This window comes from Terrabacter sp. Root85, assembly GCF_001429185.1.
Lineage (GTDB): Bacteria > Actinomycetota > Actinomycetes > Actinomycetales > Dermatophilaceae > Terrabacter.
The window spans coordinates 965025-985655 of sequence record NZ_LMIW01000008.1; the positions used below are offsets into that span (position 1 = coordinate 965025).

Annotated in this window: 16 protein-coding genes; 6 read left to right on the plus strand and 10 right to left on the minus strand. The window is 71.2% G+C overall.

Translation table 11 applies throughout. From position 1 onward, the window contains the following. Positions 1–101: 101 nt before the first annotated feature. Positions 102–800 (plus strand): 4'-phosphopantetheinyl transferase superfamily protein, encoded by a 699-nt coding sequence (locus ASE25_RS10965; protein WP_056825307.1) that lies wholly within the window; start codon positions 102–104, stop codon positions 798–800. Positions 801–804: 4 nt separating this feature from the next. Here the strand turns inward: ASE25_RS10965 and ASE25_RS10970 are convergent, their stop codons facing one another. Next, entirely contained in the window at positions 805–2178 is a 1374-nt protein-coding gene (locus ASE25_RS10970; protein ID WP_056825752.1) for a M1 family metallopeptidase, read from the minus strand. Beyond that, complete coding sequence (locus ASE25_RS10975) at positions 2175–6224, minus strand: Pls/PosA family non-ribosomal peptide synthetase (RefSeq protein ID WP_056825309.1); 4050 nt, start codon at positions 6222–6224, stop codon at positions 2175–2177. The genes ASE25_RS10970 and ASE25_RS10975 overlap by 4 nt, the downstream gene beginning before the upstream one ends. Before the next feature lie 202 nt (positions 6225–6426). Here ASE25_RS10975 and ASE25_RS10980 point away from each other — a divergent pair, with 202 nt between their 5' ends. From ASE25_RS10980 to ASE25_RS10995, 4 genes are all read left to right on the plus strand, one after another. Continuing rightward, positions 6427–7563 (plus strand): aminopeptidase P family protein, encoded by a 1137-nt coding sequence (locus ASE25_RS10980; RefSeq protein WP_056825310.1) that lies wholly within the window; start codon positions 6427–6429, stop codon positions 7561–7563. A gap of 196 nt (positions 7564–7759) precedes the next feature. Continuing rightward, positions 7760–9223 carry an APC family permease gene (locus tag ASE25_RS10985; RefSeq protein WP_082622813.1) on the plus strand — a complete coding sequence of 488 codons (1464 nt, stop codon included), beginning with the start codon at positions 7760–7762 and terminating at the stop codon, positions 9221–9223. Then, positions 9220–9663, plus strand: a complete 444-nt coding sequence (locus ASE25_RS10990) for a hypothetical protein (protein ID WP_056777345.1) — start codon at positions 9220–9222, stop codon at positions 9661–9663. The genes ASE25_RS10985 and ASE25_RS10990 overlap by 4 nt, the downstream gene beginning before the upstream one ends. A 6-nt stretch (positions 9664–9669) precedes the next feature. Further along, the gene (locus ASE25_RS10995; protein WP_056825314.1) at positions 9670–11007 is read left to right on the plus strand and encodes a dipeptidase; all 1338 of its coding nucleotides are present in this window, start codon (positions 9670–9672) and stop codon (positions 11005–11007) included. 25 nt (positions 11008–11032) lie between these two features. Here ASE25_RS10995 and ASE25_RS11000 read toward each other — a convergent pair whose 3' ends face one another. Beyond that, positions 11033–12571 carry an MFS transporter gene (locus tag ASE25_RS11000; RefSeq protein ID WP_235508638.1) on the minus strand — a complete coding sequence of 513 codons (1539 nt, stop codon included), beginning with the start codon at positions 12569–12571 and terminating at the stop codon, positions 11033–11035. A 125-nt stretch (positions 12572–12696) separates the two neighbouring features. Here ASE25_RS11000 and ASE25_RS11005 point away from each other — a divergent pair, with 125 nt between their 5' ends. Next, on the plus strand, positions 12697–14085 hold the full coding sequence (locus ASE25_RS11005) for a threonine/serine exporter ThrE family protein (protein ID WP_235508639.1): 1389 nt from the start codon (positions 12697–12699) through the stop codon (positions 14083–14085). A 25-nt stretch (positions 14086–14110) separates the two neighbouring features. Here the strand turns inward: ASE25_RS11005 and ASE25_RS11010 are convergent, their stop codons facing one another. The 7 genes from ASE25_RS11010 to ASE25_RS11040 all read right to left on the minus strand — a co-directional run bounded on the left by ASE25_RS11010 (position 14111) and on the right by ASE25_RS11040 (position 20510). Continuing rightward, positions 14111–15406, minus strand: coding sequence for a sodium:proton antiporter (locus tag ASE25_RS11010; RefSeq protein WP_056825316.1), 1296 nt, complete (start codon positions 15404–15406; stop codon positions 14111–14113). A gap of 17 nt (positions 15407–15423) precedes the next feature. Further along, positions 15424–16785, minus strand: coding sequence for a M20/M25/M40 family metallo-hydrolase (locus tag ASE25_RS11015; protein WP_056825318.1), 1362 nt, complete (start codon positions 16783–16785; stop codon positions 15424–15426). A 42-nt stretch (positions 16786–16827) separates the two neighbouring features. Further along, the gene (locus ASE25_RS11020; RefSeq protein WP_056777330.1) at positions 16828–18183 is read right to left on the minus strand and encodes an anaerobic C4-dicarboxylate transporter family protein; all 1356 of its coding nucleotides are present in this window, start codon (positions 18181–18183) and stop codon (positions 16828–16830) included. 32 nt (positions 18184–18215) lie between these two features. After that, positions 18216–18602, minus strand: a complete 387-nt coding sequence (locus ASE25_RS11025; RefSeq protein ID WP_056777327.1) for a hypothetical protein — start codon at positions 18600–18602, stop codon at positions 18216–18218. A 41-nt stretch (positions 18603–18643) separates the two neighbouring features. Next, entirely contained in the window at positions 18644–19780 is a 1137-nt protein-coding gene (locus ASE25_RS11030; protein ID WP_056825319.1) for a M20/M25/M40 family metallo-hydrolase, read from the minus strand. After that, positions 19777–20157: an SHOCT domain-containing protein gene (locus ASE25_RS11035; protein ID WP_056777323.1), complete on the minus strand. Its 381-nt coding sequence runs from the start codon at positions 20155–20157 to the stop codon at positions 19777–19779. The genes ASE25_RS11030 and ASE25_RS11035 overlap by 4 nt, the downstream gene beginning before the upstream one ends. A gap of 125 nt (positions 20158–20282) precedes the next feature. Next, a complete protein-coding gene (locus ASE25_RS11040; RefSeq protein ID WP_056825321.1) occupies positions 20283–20510 on the minus strand; it encodes a hypothetical protein in 228 nt (75 codons plus the stop codon). Between the last annotated feature and the right edge of the window lie 121 nt (positions 20511–20631).

The following is a 20631-nucleotide window of genomic DNA, read 5'->3' on the forward strand; positions in this document are numbered from 1 at the left end:
CGACGCTCGCACCACCGGACAGTGCACGCATCACCTCGGCAGGGCGATGTCTCGGCGGACGCGGCCTTGCGGATCGGGGTCCACGCGTCGATCCTTGGCGCGTGGACGGCACCGAGCGGTCGCGAAGACCGACCGACGCGACGGTCGAGGTCTGGGTGCGCGAGTCGACGTCCGGGGCATGGGTGCCGCCCGATTCTGCGGCCATCGCCGCCTGGCTCGACGAGCACGAGCGCGCGCGGTGGGCGCGCCTGGCCGACCGACGCGACGCGGCGGCATACCTGCTGCTCCACGCCATGGCCCGCCGGGAGGTCGGCCGGGTCCTGGGCCGACCACCGGAGTCACTGCGCTTCGACCGCACGTGCCCCGACTGCGACCGGCAGCACGGCGCCCCACGCCTGCTCGACGACCCGGGGCTGCACCTGTCGCTGAGCCGCACCCGCACGGTCGTCGCGCTCGCCCTGAGCCGGCACGGACCTGTCGGCGTCGACATCGAGCCCGTCGACGCCGTGGGGTTCGGTGGCTACGGCGACGTGGCACTCCACCCCGGCGAACGAGCCCGCGGCACAGAGGAACTCCCGGACATCACGACGTGGGTGCGCAAGGAGGCCGCCCTCAAGGCGCTCGGGGTCGGTCTCCGCATCGACCCCACGACCATCGCGACGCCCGTGCCGGGCGTCCCCACCGACGTCGTCCCCGGCATGCCGTCGGTCACGGTCGCCGACCTCGACGTGCCGAGGGCGTATGCCGCCGCCGTCGCTCTCGAGTCCGCCGCGGGAGCGCTGGCGGTACGCGCCCACTGAGACGTCAGGCGGGCTGGGCGAACCGGGGCAGGGGAGTGGCCCAGAGCCACCGCTCGAGCAGGTCGCGTGCCCGCCGGCCCGCGGCGTCGCCGTCCCCGTCCCCGTCCACGGGCGGGATCTCCCGCACGAACGTCTCGACGTGGCTGACGAACTCGTCGGTGGTCACGGACCCGTGCCGGTGGGCCGCCACCCAGTCGCGCAGGAGGTCGAAGAACGCGACGTCACCGAGCTCCACCCGCAGGGCGTGCAGGGTCAGGGCCCCGCGCTTGTAGACGCGGTCGTCGAACATGTGGTCGGGCCCGGGGTCGGCGAGCACGACGTCCTGTGCCAGACGGGAGAGCCGGGACCAGTGGGTCGCGGCGTTGACGCGCACCGGGACGCCGTCGGCGTGCTCCGCCCAGAGCCACTCGGCGTAGCAGGCGAACCCCTCGTTGAGCCAGATGTCGGCCCACGTCGACGGGGTCAGGCTGTTGCCGAACCACTGGTGCGCGAGCTCGTGGGCGACGAGGCGCTCGTGGCGGCGACGCCCGTCGAGCCAGTTCGGCCCGAACGTCGCCATGGCGTGCGCCTCGAGCGGGATCTCGAGGTCGTCGGCGGTGACGACGACGGTGTAGTCCTCGAACGGGTAGGGCCCGAAGAGCGCCTCGTAGAGGCTCGTCATGGCAGGCAGCCGCTCCAGGTCGTGCATGACGTCGCGCTCGCGGGTCGCCGGCAGCACGACGGCGATCGGCACGTCGGCCGGGGCCAGGGCGCGCCGCACGTAGTGACCGACGTGCACCGTCGCGAGGTAGGTCGCCATGGGGACGTCCTGCTCGAAGACCCGCCGCGTCCGGCTGCCGCGCGCCCGGGCGGCCACGAGTGCCCCCGTCGCGACGACGTCGTAGGGCGAGTCGCACTCGAACGCCAGCCGGTACGTGGCCTTCGTCCGGGGATGGTCGTTGCACGGGAACCACGTCGCCGCTCCGTTGGGCTGCGCGGCCACCAGCGCCCCCTCGGTGAGCTCCTCCCAGCCGACGTCGCCCCAGCGCGTCGCCACGGGACCCGGCGTGCCGGCATACGTGATCGCGACCTGGGTGCGCTCACCGCGCGCCAGCGGGACCGACGGGGTGATGACGACCCGGGGGCCGCGGTGGGCCCACTTGGCGGCCCGGCCACCGACCGAGACCTTGAGGACCCGCAGGCCCACGAGGTCGACGACGAGCCGCCGCACGTCCTCGAGCGCGGTGATCTCGAGGACGGCGCGACCGGCGAGGCGGTTGGTCGAGACCTTGTAGTCGAGGTCGAGGTCGTAGTGGGTGACCTCGTAGGCGGGATCGCCACGGTCGGGCGTGTACGCGTCGGTCAGGGCGGGCACCTGCTGGACGAGGCCGCCTGTCATCGCACGCCGCTCGCGACGTCGCCCGAGGATCCAGCCGACGATGCGCTCGACGATGATCCCGGCGCGGATCCGGACGCGTGGGCCACGGGGTCGGCACCGCTCCACGGTGCGATCGGGTTGCCCGTCCATCGGGTCCCGCGCGGCACGGCCTCGCCCCGGAGGACGAGGGAACCGGGACCCACCGTCGCGGCCACCCCGATGCTCGCCGCGGGCAGGATCACCCCGTTGGGGCCGAGCGTGGCTCCGTCCTCGAGCGTGACCGTGTCCATGCTCATGATTCGATCATGGAAGAGATGGGTCTGGAGCACGCAGCCCCGGTTGACGGTCACACCGTCACCGAGGGTCACGAGGTCCGCCTCGGGCAGCCAGTAGGTCTCACACCACACCCCATGCCCGATCCGGGCCCCGAGGCTTCGCAGCCAGACGTTGATGGCCGGTGTGCCCGTCGCCGTCCACGCGAACCACGGTCCGGCGACCATCTCGACGAACGTGTCGACGACCTCGTTGCGCCAGACGAAGGAGCTCCACAGCGGGTGCTCGACGGCGCCGATGCGGCCGACGACGACCCACTTGGCGACGGTCGTCACCCCGGCGGCGACGGCCCCGGCGGCAGCGAGGACGACACCGCCCAGAGCCGCCGCGCCGGCCAGGCCGACGTGGTCGACGAGCCCCTGGAGCGCCACGAGGACGGTGACACCGATCGCCACGGTCACCATGACTGGGATGACCCGGCACAGCTCGACGAGGCCACGGACCACCTTGAGCCGCAGCGGGGGAGCGAAGGTCCTCTCGTCGTCGGAGCCCTGCGGGGGGCGGCGCAACCGCACCGGCGGGCTGCCGAGCCAGCTCGACCCGGCCTTGGACTTCTGCGGTGCGGCCGAGAGCACCGCGACGAGGCCGTGCTTGGGCACGCGTCGGCCCGGCGCCGTCATCCCGCTGTTGCCGAGGAAGGCGCGCTTGCCGATCTTGGCCGGTGCGATGTGCACCCAGCCGTGGGCGAGCTCGTAGCCGGCGACCATCGTGTCGTCCGCGAGGAAGGCGCCGTCGGCGACCGACGTCATCGACGGCAGCAGCAGGACCGTCGAGGCCTCGACATCACGGCCGACGCGCGCGCCGAGGGCGCGCAGCCACATCGGGGTGACGAGACTGGCGTAGACGGGGAAGAGCAACGTCCGCGCCTGGTCGAGGAGGCGCTCGGTCGCCCACACCTGCCAGCCGACCCTGCCGCGGACGGGGTGGTAACCCTCGTGCAGCCCGATCGCGAGGAGGCGCACCAGCACGATCGTGATGGCTGAGAGCGACGCGAGACTGAGCACGGTCAGGACCGGCACCGCCGCGTATGCCGTCACGACCGCCTCGCGTGACCCTGTGGCCCGGGCGACCGCGCCGCCCACGACGAGCACGCCTGGGAGGAGCGCGAGGAAGGGCAGGACCGACAGGAGGACGCCGGACAGCCCGTAGACGACGAGCCAGGCCGGTGCGTTCGGGGGACGATCCGTGGGCCATCTCGAGCGGCTCGGGTCGTCGACCCGCTGGGCCGGCGACCCGGCGACGACCCGCCCGGGTCGCACGGACCGGAGGACGGTCGAGCCGGCCTCGACGACGACGCCACGGCCGATGTGCACGTCCGGACCGATGGTGCTGCGGGCGCCGATGACCGCCTCGCGGCCGATGTGGACCAGGCCGACGTGCACGACGTCGCCGTCGATCCAGTAGCCGGAGAGGTCGACCTCGGGCTCGACGCTGGCACCGGACCCGATCGTCAGCATGCCCGTGACCGGGGGCACGGAGTGGAGGTCGACACCGGGACCCACCGAAGCGCCGAGCATCCTCGCGTAGTAGATGATCCACGGCGCTCCGGCCATCGTGATGGCCCCCATCGCATCGGCGAAGCGCTCGGCGGCCCAGAGGCGCATCTGCACGCTCCCACCACGGGGGTACGTGCCCGGACGCACACCGGCGAGGAGGACCCGGGCGGCCAACGCGGACAGGCCCATGCGGCCGAAGGGGGTGATGAAGAGGAGCCAGCCGATGCCGAGGGCCCACCAGGACACCGGTTGCGACCAGTCGGCGAGGTGGGCGAGGCGCAGGAGCTCGGTGAGAGTGACGAGACCGACGAGCCACTGCAGTCCCTTGACCGTGAGCAGGACGAGGGACACGGCCGTCTGCACGAGCTGGGTGCCGCGCGGGATGCGGCGTACCGTGCGCTCGGTCCGTGACCCGTCGGCCGTGTCCATCGTCTCGAGCAGCTCGGCCTGGGCGCCGAGGCGCGGGTGCGTGTGGACGTCGGCCACGGTCACCGTCGGGTAGCGCTCGCGGAGCAGCGACACGAGGCGCGCCGACGACAGGCTCCCGCCGCCGTGGTCGAAGAAGTCCGCCTCGGCCGAACGAACCTCGGTGCCGAGCACCGCGGTCCAGTGATCCGCGAGCCATGCCGCCGTGCCGGACAGGTCGCTGGGCTCGCCGTCGTCGGCCGCGCCCGGCAGCGGCCACGGCAGCGCCGCACGGTCGACCTTGCCCGACGTGCGCGTCGGCAGGGACTCGACGACGGCGAGCACCGGCACGAGGGCGGCCGGAAGCTCCTCGTGGAGGCGCGCGAGCGCCGCCGTCCGGTCGAAGTCGGGGGCCGACGCCGGGAGGCCTGCGCGGCTGACGGAGTCGGGCACGACGTAGCCGACGAGGACCTGGCTCCCGGCGCCCGTCGTCTTGACGGCCGCGGCTGCTCCTGACACGCCGGGGAGGGACTGCAGCGCCGCGTCGACCTCCCCGAGCTCGATCCTGCGACCGCCGAGCTTGACCTGCTCGTCGGCGCGCCCGACGAAGACGAGGCCTTCGGGGTCGTTGACGACGAGGTCGCCCGACCGGTAGGCGCGGTCCCAGCCGAGGGTCGGCATCGGGGCGTACTTCTCGGCGTCCTTGGCGGGGTCGAGGTAGCGGGCGAGCCCGACGCCGCCGATGATGAGCTGGCCCGTCTCACCCTGGGCGACGGGCCGGTCGTCCGGGCCCACGACGGCGAGGTCCCAACCGTCGAGGGGCAGGCCGATCCGGATCGGGGTGGTGCCGTCGAGCCGTGCTCCGCAGGCGACGACGGTCGCCTCGGTCGGGCCGTAGGTGTTCCAGACCTCGCGGTCCGGGGCGACGAGCCGTTCGGCCAGCTCGGGCGGGCACGCCTCGCCCCCGAAGACGAGCAGCCGCACCGGCTCGAGGGCCTCGGCCGGCCAGAGCGCGGCCAGCGTCGGGACCGTGGAGACGACGGTGACGTCCTGGGCCACGAGCCACGGTCCGAGGTCCATGCCGGTGCGCACGAGACTCCGTGGTGCCGGGACGAGGCAGGCCCCGTGCCCCCAGGCGAGCCACATCTCCTCGCACGACGCGTCGAACGCGACCGAGAGGCCGGCGAGCACTCGGTCACCCGGACCGATCGGACTGTCCTGCAAGAACATCCGGGCCTCAGCGTCGACGAAGGCCGCCGCTGAACGGTGGGAGACCGCCACACCCTTGGGCACGCCGGTCGACCCCGAGGTGAAGATCACCCAGGCGTCGTCCTGCACGCGGACCTCGGGCAGGACGCCCGGGTCGTGCCGACCGTCCCGGCCCGCGCGCGCCGGCCGCGGTGCCGCGCGTCGGGCGGTCCGCCCGGACGCCGGGACCGGTGAGCCGGGCGACGGCACCGTGACCTGCCGACGCGCTCCCACGACCGCCTTCACGGCGGCCTCGGAGAAGACGAGGTCGGCCCGCTCCTGCGGGTCGTCGACGTCGACAGGCACGTACGCCGCCCCGGCGTGGAGGACTCCGAGCACGGCGACGTAGAGGTCGGTCGTCCCCGACGGCACGCGCACGCCCACCCGGTCGCCACGGCATACGCCCGCGGCCACGAGCTCTGCGGCCATCCGTCTCGCCTGCTCGGTCAGCTCGGCATACGTCAGGACGGTGACGGTGTCGTCGAGCGCCGGCGCGTCGGGGTGACGCGCGGTGACGTCGGCGAGGACGTCGACGAGCGTCCGCGGCGCGGCGGCGCGGTCCCCTGCCAGCAGTGGGTCCACCATGCACGCTCCTCGTCGGGTCGCCGCGGACGCGTCGACCACCATGCCGAACCTAACCCTGTCGGGTGAACGAATGGTGGTGGCTCGACGACGTCGGCGCGCATCTCCCGGTGGCTGCCGAGCATGTACGGAGTCATCCCGATCGGGTGAGCAGACCTCCTGGAGAGGAGACCTAGCATGGAGCGCGCTACCCAAGGAGACATCCATGAGCCCTGTCGACGTGCAGCCACCACCCCCGTTCACCGCGGAGGACTACCGGGCGCGTGGACGACGCGTCGTGGCAGCCGCGACCGAAGCCGGCCTCGCGGGCGTCCTCGTGACTCCGGGACCGGATCTCGTCTGGCTCAGCGGATACCAGCCCACCGCGATCACCGAGAGGCTGACGGTGCTCGTGCTCGCGCCCGACCAGGAGCCGACGCTGCTGGTCCCCGCCCTCGAGCGGCCCGATGCCGAGGCGGCCGAGGGCGTCCGCGGAATGCGGGTGATGGACTGGGCCGACGCCACCGACCCCTACCTCGCCGCCGCACCCTTGTTGCGGCCCGACGGCACGTACGGCGTCTCCGACTCGGCGTGGGCGCTCCACCTGCTCGGTCTGCAAGCAGCCCTGCCCCGCTCGACCTACCAGTCGCTCACCGTGGGGCTGCCGATGATGCGCGCGGTCAAGGGACCCGACGAGCTGGCGCGGCTCACGGCGGCGGGTGCTGCGGCCGACGCGGCCTACGGGGAGATCGTCAAGGTCCGCTTCGCCGGGCGCCGCGAGACCGAGGTGGCCGCGGACCTCGCTGCCCTGCTGCGTCACTTCGGGCACGAGCAGGTCGACTTCACGGTGGTGGGGTCCGGCCCCAACGGTGCCAACCCGCACCACGAGGCCGGCGACCGCGTCATCCAGCAGGGTGACGCCGTCGTGCTGGACTTCGGCGGCCTCATGTTCGGCTACGGGTCCGACACGACCCGCACGGTCTGCGTGGGGGAGCCGACCCAGCAGATCCGCGACGTCCACGAGATCGTGCGGGTCGCGCAGGAGGCCGGGGTCGCCGCGGCCCGGCCGGGAGCGACGTGTCAGGACGTCGACCGCGCGGCGCGGGCGGTCATCACGGAGGCGGGCTACGGCGACGCGTTCATCCACCGGACCGGCCACGGCATCGGGGTGACCACCCACGAGCCGCCGTACATGGTCGAGGGGGAGGAGCAGCCCCTCGTCCCCGGGATGTGCTTCTCGGTCGAACCCGGGATCTATCTGGCCGGACGCTTCGGCGTGCGCATCGAGGACATCGTCACCGTGACCGAGACCGGTGCCGTTCGGCTCAACAACACCGACCACGGGCTCGCCGTCGTCGCGTGAGGTCTGTCCCTGTATCAACCCGAACGAGTGACGCCCGCGGAACTCCCTCAACAGGAGTCTGGTGTCACGTGCAGTGATCTCAGGAGCGGACGGTGGTCGGCATGCAGGTGGGCGTGAGGGCGTACGGAGAGCTCAGTCGGTCTAGGCACGAGCGAGGCTCGGGCGCAGGACCGCTCGCGACGGCGGAGACGCGGTCATGAGCGCCATGGACGCGTCGGCCGACGAACCCGTCGCCGCCGCCACGAGGCGCACCAGGGCACCGGCCACGGCCTACATCTCGTGGATCGCCTTGGCAATGATGACGACCAGCTCGGTCGCCAGCCTCCGGGCGGCTCCGACGATGGCGGTGTACGGCCTGGCGTGCGTGTTCCTCTACATCGTGCCCGCCATCGTCTTCCTGATCCCGACCTCCTTGGTCTCGGCAGAGCTCGCCTCGGGGTGGGATGGCGGCGTCTACAACTGGGTGGCCCGTGGCATCTCCAAGCCGATGGGCTTCCTGGCCGTCTGGTGCCAGTTCGCCATGACGATCTTCTACTACCCCAGCCTGCTGGGCTTCGTGGCGAGCACCTTGGCCTACGTGATCAATCCGGCGCTCGCGTCCAACGGCGTGTGGACCGCCCTCGTCATCGTCGTCGTGTACTGGTCCGCCGTGTGGGTCTCGTCGCGGGGGACCAAGGGCGTCTCGGGTCTGGCGAGTGCCGGGCTCATCATCGGCACGCTGATCCCCGGTGTCGTCCTCGTCACGTTGGGCGCCGTCTTCCTGGGTCAGGGCAACCCGTCCGCCGCTCCGATGACCGCAGACAACCTGCTGCCCGTCTGGGCTGGGCTCTCCAGCCTCGTGCTGATCGTCAACAACTTCCTGTCGTACTCCGGCATGGAGATGAACGCGGTGCACGTCGGCTCGTTGAAGAACCCGGCCAAGGAGTTCCCGAAGTCGATGTTCCTCGCGATGGGGCTGGTGCTGACGATCTTCATCCTGCCGGCCCTGGCGATCAGCTGGATCGTGCCCGCCGAGGAGCTGTCGCTCACGGCCGGGGTCATGCAGGCCTTCGACGCAGTCTTCGCGAACTTCGGCGCGCAGTGGCTGACCCCGATCGTCGGGGTCATGCTGGTGACCGCGTCGCTCGGTGGCATGCTCACCTGGCTCGCCGGCCCGTCGAAGGGCCTGCTGCTCATCTCGCGTCAGGAGGGCTACCTGCCACCGGTGCTGCAGAAGCTGAACAAGAACGGCGTCCAGCAGAACATCCTCGTGGCGCAGGGCATCATCACGACGATCATCGGGCTCGGCTACGCCCTGATCCCCAACGTGTCGAGCGCCTACTGGATCTTCTCCGTCATCACGACGCAGGTCTACCTCATCATGTACCTCTTAATGTTCGTGGCCGCGGTGCGCCTGCGGCGCAACGACCCGGACCACGCGCGTGGCTACCGGGCGCCGATGCTGGGGGCGCTCTGCGGCATCGGTTTCGCCGCCTCCCTCGCAGCCCTGCTCATCGGGTTCGTCCCGCCCTCGCAGTTCGGGTCGGGCAGTCCCGCAACGTATCTCGTGATCGTCGCGGCTGGCGCGCTCGGGCTCGGCCTGCTCGTTCCGTTCCTCTTCTACAGGCTGCGCAAGCCCTCGTGGAAGCAGCCTGAGACGTCAGAGGTGGCCGCATCATGAACATCACGGAGAGCGCCACGTACCAGCAGAACCGGACGACCTACATCGTCGCCGGCATCGCGATCGTGGCCCTCACGGTCATTGCGCTGCTGACCTTCCATTCCGGCAAGTCGTCGCAGCAAGCCGACCAGAAGGCCACCCAACTCATCGCAGCCCTCACCGCGGCAGGTGCTCGTGCGCCGAGCAAGGAGCAGGTCGTGCGGGTCCTCGGGGACGACGGCGGAGCGGTGTGTGACGACCCGAACGGGTCGCTGCGCAAGGGCATCCTGCTCGGCCAGCTCATGAACGGCGCGGCCGGGCCGGGCATGCGACCGGTCATCGCCGACAACCGGGTGGTCAAGGGCCAGCTGGCCGTCCTCAAGATCTACTGCCCCGACGAGGTGCCCACCTTCCAGGAGTTCGTCGACGGCCTCGACCTCGCCGACACGGTGAGGGGGTGACGACGCGTGGAGCTGCGTGAGCGTGTCGCCGGTCTGATGGGGCAGGCACGATCGGACCTCGCTGAGCTCGTGTCGATCCCGTCCGTCGCCGACCCACGCCAGTACCCGCCGGAGGAGTGTGCCCGGGCCGCCCAGTGGGTGCTCGACGCCTTCGCGGCGGTCGGCTTCACCGACGCGCACCTGGCCGAGACCGCGGACGGGAGCCAGGCGGTCGTGGGATCACGCCCCTGCGGAGACCCCGAGGCCGTCACGGTCCTGCTGTACGCCCACTACGACGTGCAGCCACCGCTCGACGAGACGGCTTGGCGCACACCGCCGTTCGAGCTGACCGAGGTCGACGGCCGGTGGTACGGCCGAGGCGCGGCGGACTGCAAGGGCAACATCGTCATGCACCTGACAGCCCTCCGAGCGCTCGGCGACGACGTGCCGGTCAACCTCAAGCTCGTCGTCGAGGGGTCGGAGGAGCAGGGGACGGGTGGCCTCGAGGACTTCGTGCCCAAGCACGCGGACCTGCTCCGCGCCGATGCCGTCCTCGTCTGTGACACCGGGAACGCCGCGGTCGGACGACCTGCAGCAACGGTGAGCCTGCGCGGCATGGTGAATGTCGTCGTCACCGTCGAGGCCCTTGCCTCGGAGGTCCACTCCGGCATGTTCGGGGGCGCCGCGCCGGATGCCCTCGCGGCGCTCGTCGCGATGCTCGCCGGCCTGCGCGACGCCGAGGGCAACACGACGGTGTCCGGCCTCGACAACAGCCAGGAGTGGTCGGGGGCCACCTACCCCGAGGCCCAGTTCCGCAGCGATGCGGGCGTCGTCGACGGGGCGTCGCTGCTCGGCGACGGGAGCGTGTCCGACATGCTCTGGGCGCGGCCGTCGATGACGATCCTGGGCATCGACTGCCCGCCCGTCGTCGGGTCGGCAGCAGCCATCGTCCCCCGGGCGCGTGCCCGCCTCAACCTGCGCATCCCCCCGGGGACGGATCCCGCTGTGGCGGAGAAGGCGCTGACGGACCACCTCGTCGCCGCGGCTCCCTGGGGCGTGCACGTGGCCGTCGAGACGGAGGCGACGGGGTCGCCGTTCTCGGCCCAGACGGACGGGCCCGCCTATCGGGCCATCGCCTCGGCGATGGAGGAGGCTTTCGGCAGTCCCATGGTGAGCCTGGGTCAGGGAGGTTCGATCCCGCTGTGCAACGTCTTCGCGGAGACCTACCCCGGCGCCGAGCTGATCCTGATGGGCGTGGAGGAACCGCTGGCCCTGATCCACGCCCCCAACGAGAGCGTTCACCCGCGGGAGATCGAGGACATGGCTCTCGCCGAGGCCCTTTTCCTCCAACGCCTGACGCGCTGAACGGCGCGACGAGGGACGCCCGGCCTCAGGCGCCCTTCACCGCAGCACCCGTCGCGGTGGTGCGCAGGGTCATGGCAGTGGACGCGGCGGCGGCCGCCGAGTCGTGGATCGTTCCCTTGGCGGCCTGGTGCCGGCCCATCAGGACGGCCATCAGCACTCCGGCCATGCTGAAGGCGGCCATGACCCACGACGCGGTCGCGAGACCCGAGGCCAGGGCGTCTGCAGCGGGCTTCCCTTCCGCGGTGCGGTCGGCGATGACGGCTCCGTAGATCGTCGCGGCCAGCGCGGTTGCGACCGCCGCCCCCACGTAGCGCGCCATGTTCGAGACCCCGGACGCGGACCCGACCTGCTTCTCCGGCACACAGGCGGTGGACGCCGACGACGCGGGCCCGTTCGACAGTCCCATTCCCACGGCGACGGCCAGCAATGGCAGGAGGAAGGCACGGTAGGCCCAGTCGGCGTCCGCGAACCCGAGGGCGGCGAAACCGACGGCCGTCAGGATGAACCCGATGGCGACGACCTGGCGACCCCCGAGGCGCGCGGTGAGGCGCGGCACGGCGGCCGCGATGACGACGAGCCCGATCGTCGCCGGCAAGGTCGCCAGACCTGCCTGGAGCGTCGTGAAGCCGAGGGCGTTCGGGTCCTGGAAGTAGAGGCTGAGCAGGTACATCAGCGCGTTGATCGTGCCGGCACCGATGAGGATGGCGATCGTCGAGCCGACGAGGACGCGGTTGCGAAGCAGTCCGAGGTCGAGCATCGGGACGGCCACCCGCCGCTCGACGGCGACGAAGGCGAATCCTGCCGCGACACCGATGGCGATGCACGCGAGCGTGGCGACCGACCCCCAGCCCCAGTCGCCGCCCTTGCTCAGCGCGAGGATGAGCGGCGCCAGCGTCAACGCGATGAGGATCGAGCCGGCGTAGTCGATCGACCGCGAGCGGGTCGTGTCGCGCGACTCGGAGACGCGTCGGGCGGTGATGAGGATGCAGACGACGGCGATGACGGCGTCGACCCAGAAGAGCCCCTGCCAGCCCATCACCGACACCAGCACCCCACCCATGAGCGGGCCGGCCGCCGCTCCGACGGCGGCGGCGGCCCCCCAGAGCGACACCGCACGCAGCTGCTCCTGTCCGTCGTTCGCCACGGACAGGAGACTCAGGCCGCAGGCCAGGATGGTGGCCCCCGCCGCGCCCTGGATGACGCGGCCGGCGATGACGGCGCCTCCGGACGACGACAGGGCGATGAAGATGCAGGACACGACGAAGAGCATCAGACCGAGCTGGAAGACCCGCTTGCGGCCGAAGACGTCACCCAGCGAGCCGGACGTCACGATGACCGCGGCGCCGACGAGCGAGTAGCCCGTGACGGCCCACTGCAGGGTCGTCACGTCCATGCCCGTGTCCGCACTGATGGCCGGCAGGAGGATGCTGACCGCCGACGTGTTGGCGTTGACGACGAAGGTCGAGAGGCAGGTGGCGGCCAGCACCCCGCCCGCTCGGGCCGCAGTCTGCGCCGCCGGCCGTCCGGAACTCCCGGACGCGGCTGACGAACTCGCTTCGGTCATGGTTGCGCTCCCTCCGCCAAGCACACGCGCCTGCCGCGCTCCTCGAATCTAGGACGCCACACGGCTCGTGAGAGTCACCCGTGGAGGATGACTCTGACGACCGCGGCGGCTGGCACGCTGGTGTCGTGTCCAGCGCATCGGACCCGGTACCCGGGGGGCTCGTCACACCGGGTGCACGCGTGCGGTCGGTGAGCCGTCGCTGGTGGTCGCGCGTCGCGGAGGTCGCCCAGTCCCACCTCGCGCCTCTCGGCCCTGCGGCGGACCCCGAGCCCGAGGACTTCGACGCACCGCCCCCCGAGGCCGTCCTCGACCTGCTCCGCCATCTCGGCGTCGTCATGTCCCGTGCCGGCGACGCGACGGAGCGCGTGACCCAGATCCTCGAACAGGTCGCGGACGTCTATGCGGCCACCGGCGTGACGTTCTTCGTCGTGCCCACCGGGGTGTTCGTGCGCATCGACACGGGTGACTCCAGCCGAATGGACTTCGAGGCCGGCAGCAGCGTGCCTCTGCGGCTCGACCAGGTCGACGCGCTCTACCGGCTCATCGACGACATCCGCCACGGCTCGGTGGAGGCCGGCGTCGCGCGCGAGCGCCTCGATGCGCTGGTGGCCTCACGGCCACGCTTCGGCGGGGGCGTGTCCGTCCTCGCCAGCGGAGTCCTCACCGTCGGGCTGGGACTCATGCTCGACCCCACGGCCAGCGCCCTGCCGGCGTTCCTGCTCATCGGCTTCCTCGTCGGCGGCCTCCGGTGGTGGGCCGACCGCGAGCCCATGCTCTCGCTCGTGCTCCCCGTCGTGACCGCGACGGTGGTCACGGCCATCGTGTTCCAGTGGGTGGCCCCGGCGCTCGACTCGCCGCCGCTGGAGATCGTCATCCCCGCCCTCGTCACCTTCCTGCCGGGTGCGGCCCTCACGATGGCGACCGTGGAGCTGTCGACGGGAGACATGCTGGCGGGCTCCGCGCGCCTGGTCTACGGGCTCGAACGCCTGCTCGTGCTGACCTTCGGCATTGCTATGGGGGCCGAGCTGGCCGGCCTGCCGCCGGCCGTGGGACAGGCGCCCGTGACCCTCGGAGCGTGGGCACCCTGGGTGGGCGTGCTCGTCTTCGGGGTCGGGCAGTTCGTCGCCTCGTCCGCGCCGCGCCGGACCCTCGGATGGCTCCTCGTGGTGCTCTACGTCGCCTACGGTGTCCAGGCGCTGTCAGGACGCGTCCTCGGCACCCTCGGCGCGAGCTTCCTGGCCGCGGCCGTCGTCCTGCCCGTGTGCTACGCGATCCAGAGCCGTCGAAGCGGTCCTCCTGTGCCGGTGACCTTCCTGCCCACGTTCTGGATGCTCGTGCCCGGCGCGCTCGGACTCCAGGGCGTGGCGCGCATCGTCGGTGTCGACCAGGCCGCCGGCCTCGGCGACTTCGTCAACGCCCTGCTGAGCATCGTGGCCATCGCCGTCGGGGTGGTCGTCGGCTCCGGGCTCTCCGAGCGCATCGGCCGCGCGACGTCGACCTGGCGCGGGATCTAGAGGCAGGCCCGGGGACCACGGAGCGTCACCGGGGCGGCGGCACGCCTTCCTCCCGGGGGCCGTAGGTGGTGTGCCCGCCCACCGACCGGCGCACGGCCAGCGGCTCTGCCGCGGGCTGGGTCTCGACCGGGGGACCGGTGCGCTGTGCCCAGTCCCCGTACCGCTGCGCCCAGGGCCCCGCGGAGAGGCCGTGCAGGATGACACTGAGGAGCACGGTCGTGGCGACGGCGCCGATGACGGTCTGGACAGCGGGGTCGGCTGCGCCGAGGGTCTCGTAGGTGATGAGCGCGAAGACGACGGAGGCGAGCCCGCGCGGCCCGAACCAGCCCACGAAGAGGACGGTGCGTCGTTGCAGTCCCGTGCCCAGCAGACACAGCGCGACGGGAAGCATCCGCAGGGCGGTGAGGGAGAGCGCCGCGTAGAGCAGGCTCTGCCACCGCACCATCCAGTCGAGATGGTGGGCGACCGTGATCCCGAAGAGCAGCCACACGCCGAACCCGAGGAGTGCAGAGAGCCGATCAGTCATCTCCAGGCCGGCGTGCGTGTGCCTCGAGTCCGTCTGAGCAGCTGCGTATGCCGTCCCGGCCACGAAGGCTGCGACGAACCCGTTGCCGCCGACCTCGACGGCGCCGTAGTACGCGAGCACCGGCACCGAGAGCGTTGCGATGGGCAGCAGCCCCGACTCCGCCCAACCGGCTCTGCGCGACCGCTCGATCAGCCGGCCGGACGCGTACCCCGCCGCGATGCCGACGAGCGCTCCGATCGCGAGCTCGCGCAGGGCGTCGACGAGGGCGTCCTCGGGCGCGACCCCAGCGGCCGCTGCGATGGCGAACAGCACCACCGGAGTGGCCATCCCGTCGTTGAGACCGCTCTCGACGTTGAGGATGCGCCGCACCCGGACCGGCACGACCGGGTTGAGCACGGTGGCCGCGCCGAGTCCGGCGTCGGTGGGAGCCAGGGTCGCCGCGAGGAGCAGGGCCAGCCACGCGCTGGAGCCGGGGAAGATGCCGCGCGCCAGCAGGTACCCGGCGCCGATCGTGAGGGGGAGACCGACGAGGAGGAGTCGTCCGGTGAAGACCGAGTCACCACGCACCTCGCGGGGCTGCAGCTGTGCCGCATCGTGGAAGAGCGTCAGGGCCAGCGTCACCTCGGCGATGGTGCGGCTCGTCCTCGTGTCGGCCCCGCCCGACACGAGGACGCCGAGCACGATGCCGGCCACGACGAAGACGATGGGACCAGTCAGGTGCGCCCGGCCGACGCGGGCCGACTGGGTCACGAAGACGATGACCAGCAGCGCGAAGACTGCGACGACCCACGTCATGCGCCGGCCGCCGCGGCCTACCCGGACCCGGACCCGGCGCCGTCGGCGAGGCGCTGGAGGAGGAGGGCCTGGGCCACGATCATCTTCTCGATCTCGCTCGGGTCGACGCTCTCGTCGGACGCGTGGATCCGCGCGGCCGCGACGTCCTCCGGCCCCCACAGCACGAACTCCGCGCCGGGAGCAGCCGTCTCGAGCGTGCGGAGCAACGGGATGGAGCCGCCGCAGCCCGCCTCGCCGGCCGGTCGGCCGTAGGCCTCGGCCAAGGCGTCGCGCGCCGCGGCATACCCCGGGCCGTCCGTCTTGCAGAGGAACGGGGGAGCGGCCTTGGTGCGCTGCACCTCGACCTTCGCCCCCCACGGTGCATGCGTCTCGAGGTGCGTCACGAGGGCGTCGAGCTCCGCCTCCGGCTCGGACCCCGGGACGATGCGCATCGAGATCTTGGCCCTGGCCTCGGGGATGAGCACGTTCGATGAGGTCGCGATGTTCGTCATGTCGATGCCGATCGCGTTGACGGACGGCCGGGCCCACAGCAGGTCACCGATGCGACCGGTGCCGGTGAGCTGGACTCCGTCGAGCACATCGGCGCTCGACCGGAGGTCGTCCTCCGTGAGGTCGGCGCCGTCCCACACGCTGGTGGAGGCACCGGCGATCGACACGTTGCCCTCGTCGTCGTGCAGGGTCGAGAGCAGTCGCGCGAGGGCCATCATGGCGTCCGGCGCCGGGCCGCCGAAGACACCCGAGTGCAGGGGGTGCTCGAGGGTGCGGACCGTCACGACACAGGCGACGTCTCCGCGCAGGGCCGTCGTCAGCGCCGGCTCGCCGACGCGGAGGTTGCCCATGTCGCAGATGACGAAGAGGTCGCAGGCGAAGAGCTCGGGGTGCGCCTCGACGAAGGCCTCGAGGTTGCTCTCCGTCTCCTCCATCCCCTCGAGGATCAGCTTGACCGTGCAGGGCGGCTTGCCGTCGAAGACCCGCAACGTGCCGAGGTGGCTGACGAGCCCGCTGATGTCGTCGGCCGCACCCCGGCCGTAGATGCGGCCGTCGTCCTTGTGGGTCGGCGTCCACGGGTCGCTCGTCCACCCCTGCTCGGGCGGAGCGGGCTGGACGTCGTAGTGGGCGTAGAGCACCACGACCGGCGAGCCCGCCGGCCCCTCGATCTCGGCATAGATCGGCGGGTACCCCGAGGGCACCTCCATGAGCTCGGCGTTGGTGAAGCCGACGTCACGGAACATCTGCAACGTCGTGGCCCCCATCTGCTCCATCGGCTCCGAGGGATACCCGGGGAAGGCGATCGACGGGATCGCCACCAGCTTCTCGAGGTCCTCGATGACCCCGGGCATCAGTGCCCGAGCCTTGTCGGCAATCTCCTTGGCCTGCATGGTCTCTCCTCCGTGGTTGTCTGATGGCGCGGTCAGGCGGGGTCAGAAGAAGACCCCGCCGATCAGCGCGCCGACGGCGATGGTGACCACGGACATCACGAGCATGGGGACGAAGAAGCTGTGGTCGAGCAGCTTCGTGCCGAGCTTGGTCGTGCCCGTCAGGTCGAAGTTGGCCGCGGCGATCTGCGTGCCGTTCGCCGGCAGGGTGTAGACGCCGCTCAGGGCACCGGCCCACATGCCCGTGACGACTCCCACCGGGAGTCCCGCGGCGAGGCCGATGGGGACGATGGTCCGCGTCGCCGTCGACTGGCTCGTCGTCAGTGCGGCGACGAGGAAGACCGCGAGGGCGAAGATGAACTGCCAGCTCGTGACCCATCCGCCGATGGTGCTGACGATGTAGTCCTCGTGGGCCGAGATGAACGTGGCGGTGAGCCAGGCGATCCCGAAGAGGGCGATCGCCGAGATCATGCCGGCCTTGAACACGGACTGGTCGGGGACGGTCTTCACGTCCGGGCGACCGAGGAAGAGGATCGCGACGCCGACGACGAACATCACCAGGACGATGGTCGTCGTCATGTCGATGGGCACGGCGGCCTCGCCCTCGGCGGCGAACGCCGGTCGCAGCTGGGGGAAGAGGCCGAAGACGACGATGAGGATGACGCCGGCCAGGAACGCGAGCGCGGAGTTGCGCCCCTCCTTGGTGTAGGTCAGCCTTGAGGAGGCCGACTCGCCCTCGATCGCGTGCTGGGGTGCGGCGAGCTCGCCCGAGGCGATCTTGGCCTGCACCTCGGGGTCGTCGTCGAGGTTCTTCCACATCCGGTTGACCACGAGCGAGGTGACGACGATGCCGATGACGCACGACGGGATGGTGATCGCGAGGATCTGCGTCAGTCCGAGGTTGTAGGGCGCGACCTCCGTGAGCGTCAGCATCGCCGCCATGGCCGCCGAGACGGGCGAGGCGGCCAGCGCCATACCTGACTGGACGACGGTCACCGTCAGGGGCCGCGCGGGACGGATGTGGTTCTTGTACGACACGTCGTAGATGACCGGGAGCAGCGGGTAGATGATGTTGCTCGTCCCCGCGCCGATCGAGAAGAGGAACGCCGTGAGGGGTGCGATGAGCGTGATCTGCTTGGGACGCTTCTCGATGACACCTGCTGCGACGTAGACCATCCAGTCGATCCCGCCGGCAGCCTGCATCATGGCGGCCGAGGTGACGACGGCGAGGATGATCGCGAGGGCCGCTGCGGGCGGCTCGCCGGGCGGCTCGCGGAAGACGAAGACGAGCACGAAGGTGCCGAGGCCGCCCCACAGGCCGACCCCGACGCCGCCTGCGCGGGTTCCCATGACGATCGCCCCGAGCACCACGAGTGCCTCGAGCACGAAGCTGACGCTCATGTCGTTTCCTTCCTAGCGAGATGCCCGGCCGGTCAACCGGTCGGGCACTGGGTGGCGAGGGACTCGTTGAGTGCCGCGTACGCCGAGCTGACGTCCTTGAGAGACGACGTGAGCTGCGGTGCGGCGGCGGTGAAGGCCTCGTTGCTGGCGGCTGCCAGGGTCTGCCGGAAGGCGTCGAGGTTCGCGCGCAGCGTGGAGACGGCGGAGTCGAACCGTCCTTCGGTCACGGCCTGGAACGTGTCGAGCTTGGCGAGGGCGGCATCGACCTTGGCGGTGAGGGCATCGACCTTCGTACCGTCCGGTTTGAGGGCGCGCATCTCCTCGACCGCGGTCGTGAGGTTCTTGGCGTTGCTGCACAGGTCCTGCGTCGCCGGGGCGGTGGCGCAGCCTCCGAGGACGAGCGATGCCGATACGGCCACGGTGGCTGCTGTCCGACTCAGGGTCCGGTGTCTCATGGCGCTCACTCCTGAGCTGGTTGGGTGACGATCGCGACGAGGGTCTGGCAGGCCAGCACCATGTCGTCGATGGCGATGTGCTCACTGGTTGCGTGCTCGTCGACCATGCCGGTCGGCAAGGCCACGCACGGGATTCCCTTGGCGTTGAAGTAGTTTCCGTCCGTGCCGCCACCCGACTTGCGTGGAGAGACCTCGAGCCCGAGGGACCGGATCGCTGTGGCTGCCTCTCGGTAGGGGAGGGCGTCCTCGGCGATCTTGTACGTCTTGTAGATCTCCTCCGCCGCGAAGTCCACGGTCGCCCCGGCCTCGTCGGCCGCCAGCTGGCACGCGCTCCGCATCGCCGCCAGCTGGTGGTCGAGCTTGTCCTGGTCGTGGCTGCGTGCCATCCCTTCGAGCTCGACCGTGTCGGGGATGATGTTGCGGGCCTCGCCGCCCCGGATCGTGCCGATGTTGGCGACCGTCTCCTCGTCGATGCGCCCCAGGGGCATCGAGGCGATGGCCTGTGCGGCCACCCGCACGGCGCTGATGCCCTTCTCGGGCTCGACGCCGGCGTGGGCCTTGCGGCCGTGGACGGTGATGGTGAGGTAGACCGAGGTCGGTGACCAGTAGGTGATCGACCCCATGACGCCCGCGGTGTCGAGGACGAAGCCGTGCGTCGCGTCGAGCCGGCTCACGTCGAGATGACGTGAGCCGACCAGACCTCGCTCCTCGCCGACGGTCGACACGAACTCGATCGTCGGGAAGGTCCATCCGCGGTTGGACTGGAGCAGCCGGAGCAGCTCCAGGCAACCGGCGAGCCCGGACTTGTCGTCGGCCCCGAGGATCGTCGAGCCGTCGGTCCGGATGATCCCGTCGTCCCCGATGATGGGGACGATCCCGCGGTCGGTGCCGGCCGTGTCCATGTGCGTCGACACGAGGATCGTTCCCGGCCGCGTGCCCGGGTAGACCGCGACGATGTTGCCGATGTCGTCCATGGTGGTCGAGCAGCCCAGCTCGCGGTAGCGAGCCTCGAGGACCGTGCCGATCGAGCCTTCGTGGCCCGTCGGGCTGTCCACGGCCACGAGCCCGAGAAACGTGGCCAGCAGGCGGTCACGGTCGACGGCCCCGGCCGGCCGAAGCGCACCCGGGGCGGTCGGGGTCATGCCAGGGCCCGGGACTTGATCTGTGCGAACTCCTCGGGCGAGATGGCGCCGGCGTCGAGCAGCGCCTTGGCCTGCGTCAGCTCCTCGATGGACGACGACTTGGGCGCGGCGACGGTGCGGATGTAGTCCTCCTGTGCCGCCATCTGCTCCGAGGTGCGCTTCATCGTGCGCTCGGCCATGCCGCGGCCGCGGACGATGACGTAGACCAGCGCCGAGATCAGCGGGAAGAAGATGAGCACGATGACCCAGATGGCCTTCGCGACGCCGCCCAGCGACTCGTCACGGAAGAGGTCACCGAAGATCTGGAAGAGCATCATCAGGTAGGCGACGAAGAAGAAGGACCAGACGAGCAGCCAGAAGAAGCTCCAGAAGTCCATGGTGAAGACCGACCTTTCAGTGCCGCCGCGTGCTGCGACGGTCGAGTGGATTGACCTGTTGTCGAGCCCTACATTCATCCCGCCGAGGGGAGTGCGGCATCGCTCTCCCAGAGCGAGATCGGGTGTCAGCGACGGGGGTCGGAGGGAGCGGGGCCACCCGGCTCGTCGACGAGCCGGGTCGAGATGACCTCGAGCCCCAGCGCGGTCAGCGCGGCGAGCACGCCGACGAGCTCCTGGCTGTCGTGCACGGTCACGGTCAACGTCGTGCTCGTGCCGTCGCCGTCGGACCACACGGCATACGGCCACACGTCGCGCTCGTCGACGTCACCGGCCACGACCACGATCGCTCGCATGCTGGCCCCTCTCGTGACGGGGGTGTCCACGTCTCTGTCGCAGGATGTCGCGAGGTCCTGGCACCGTGCGTCATCCGCCGAGGGGGAGATGGACGCCGAACGCGCGGGAACGGCCGGTCGA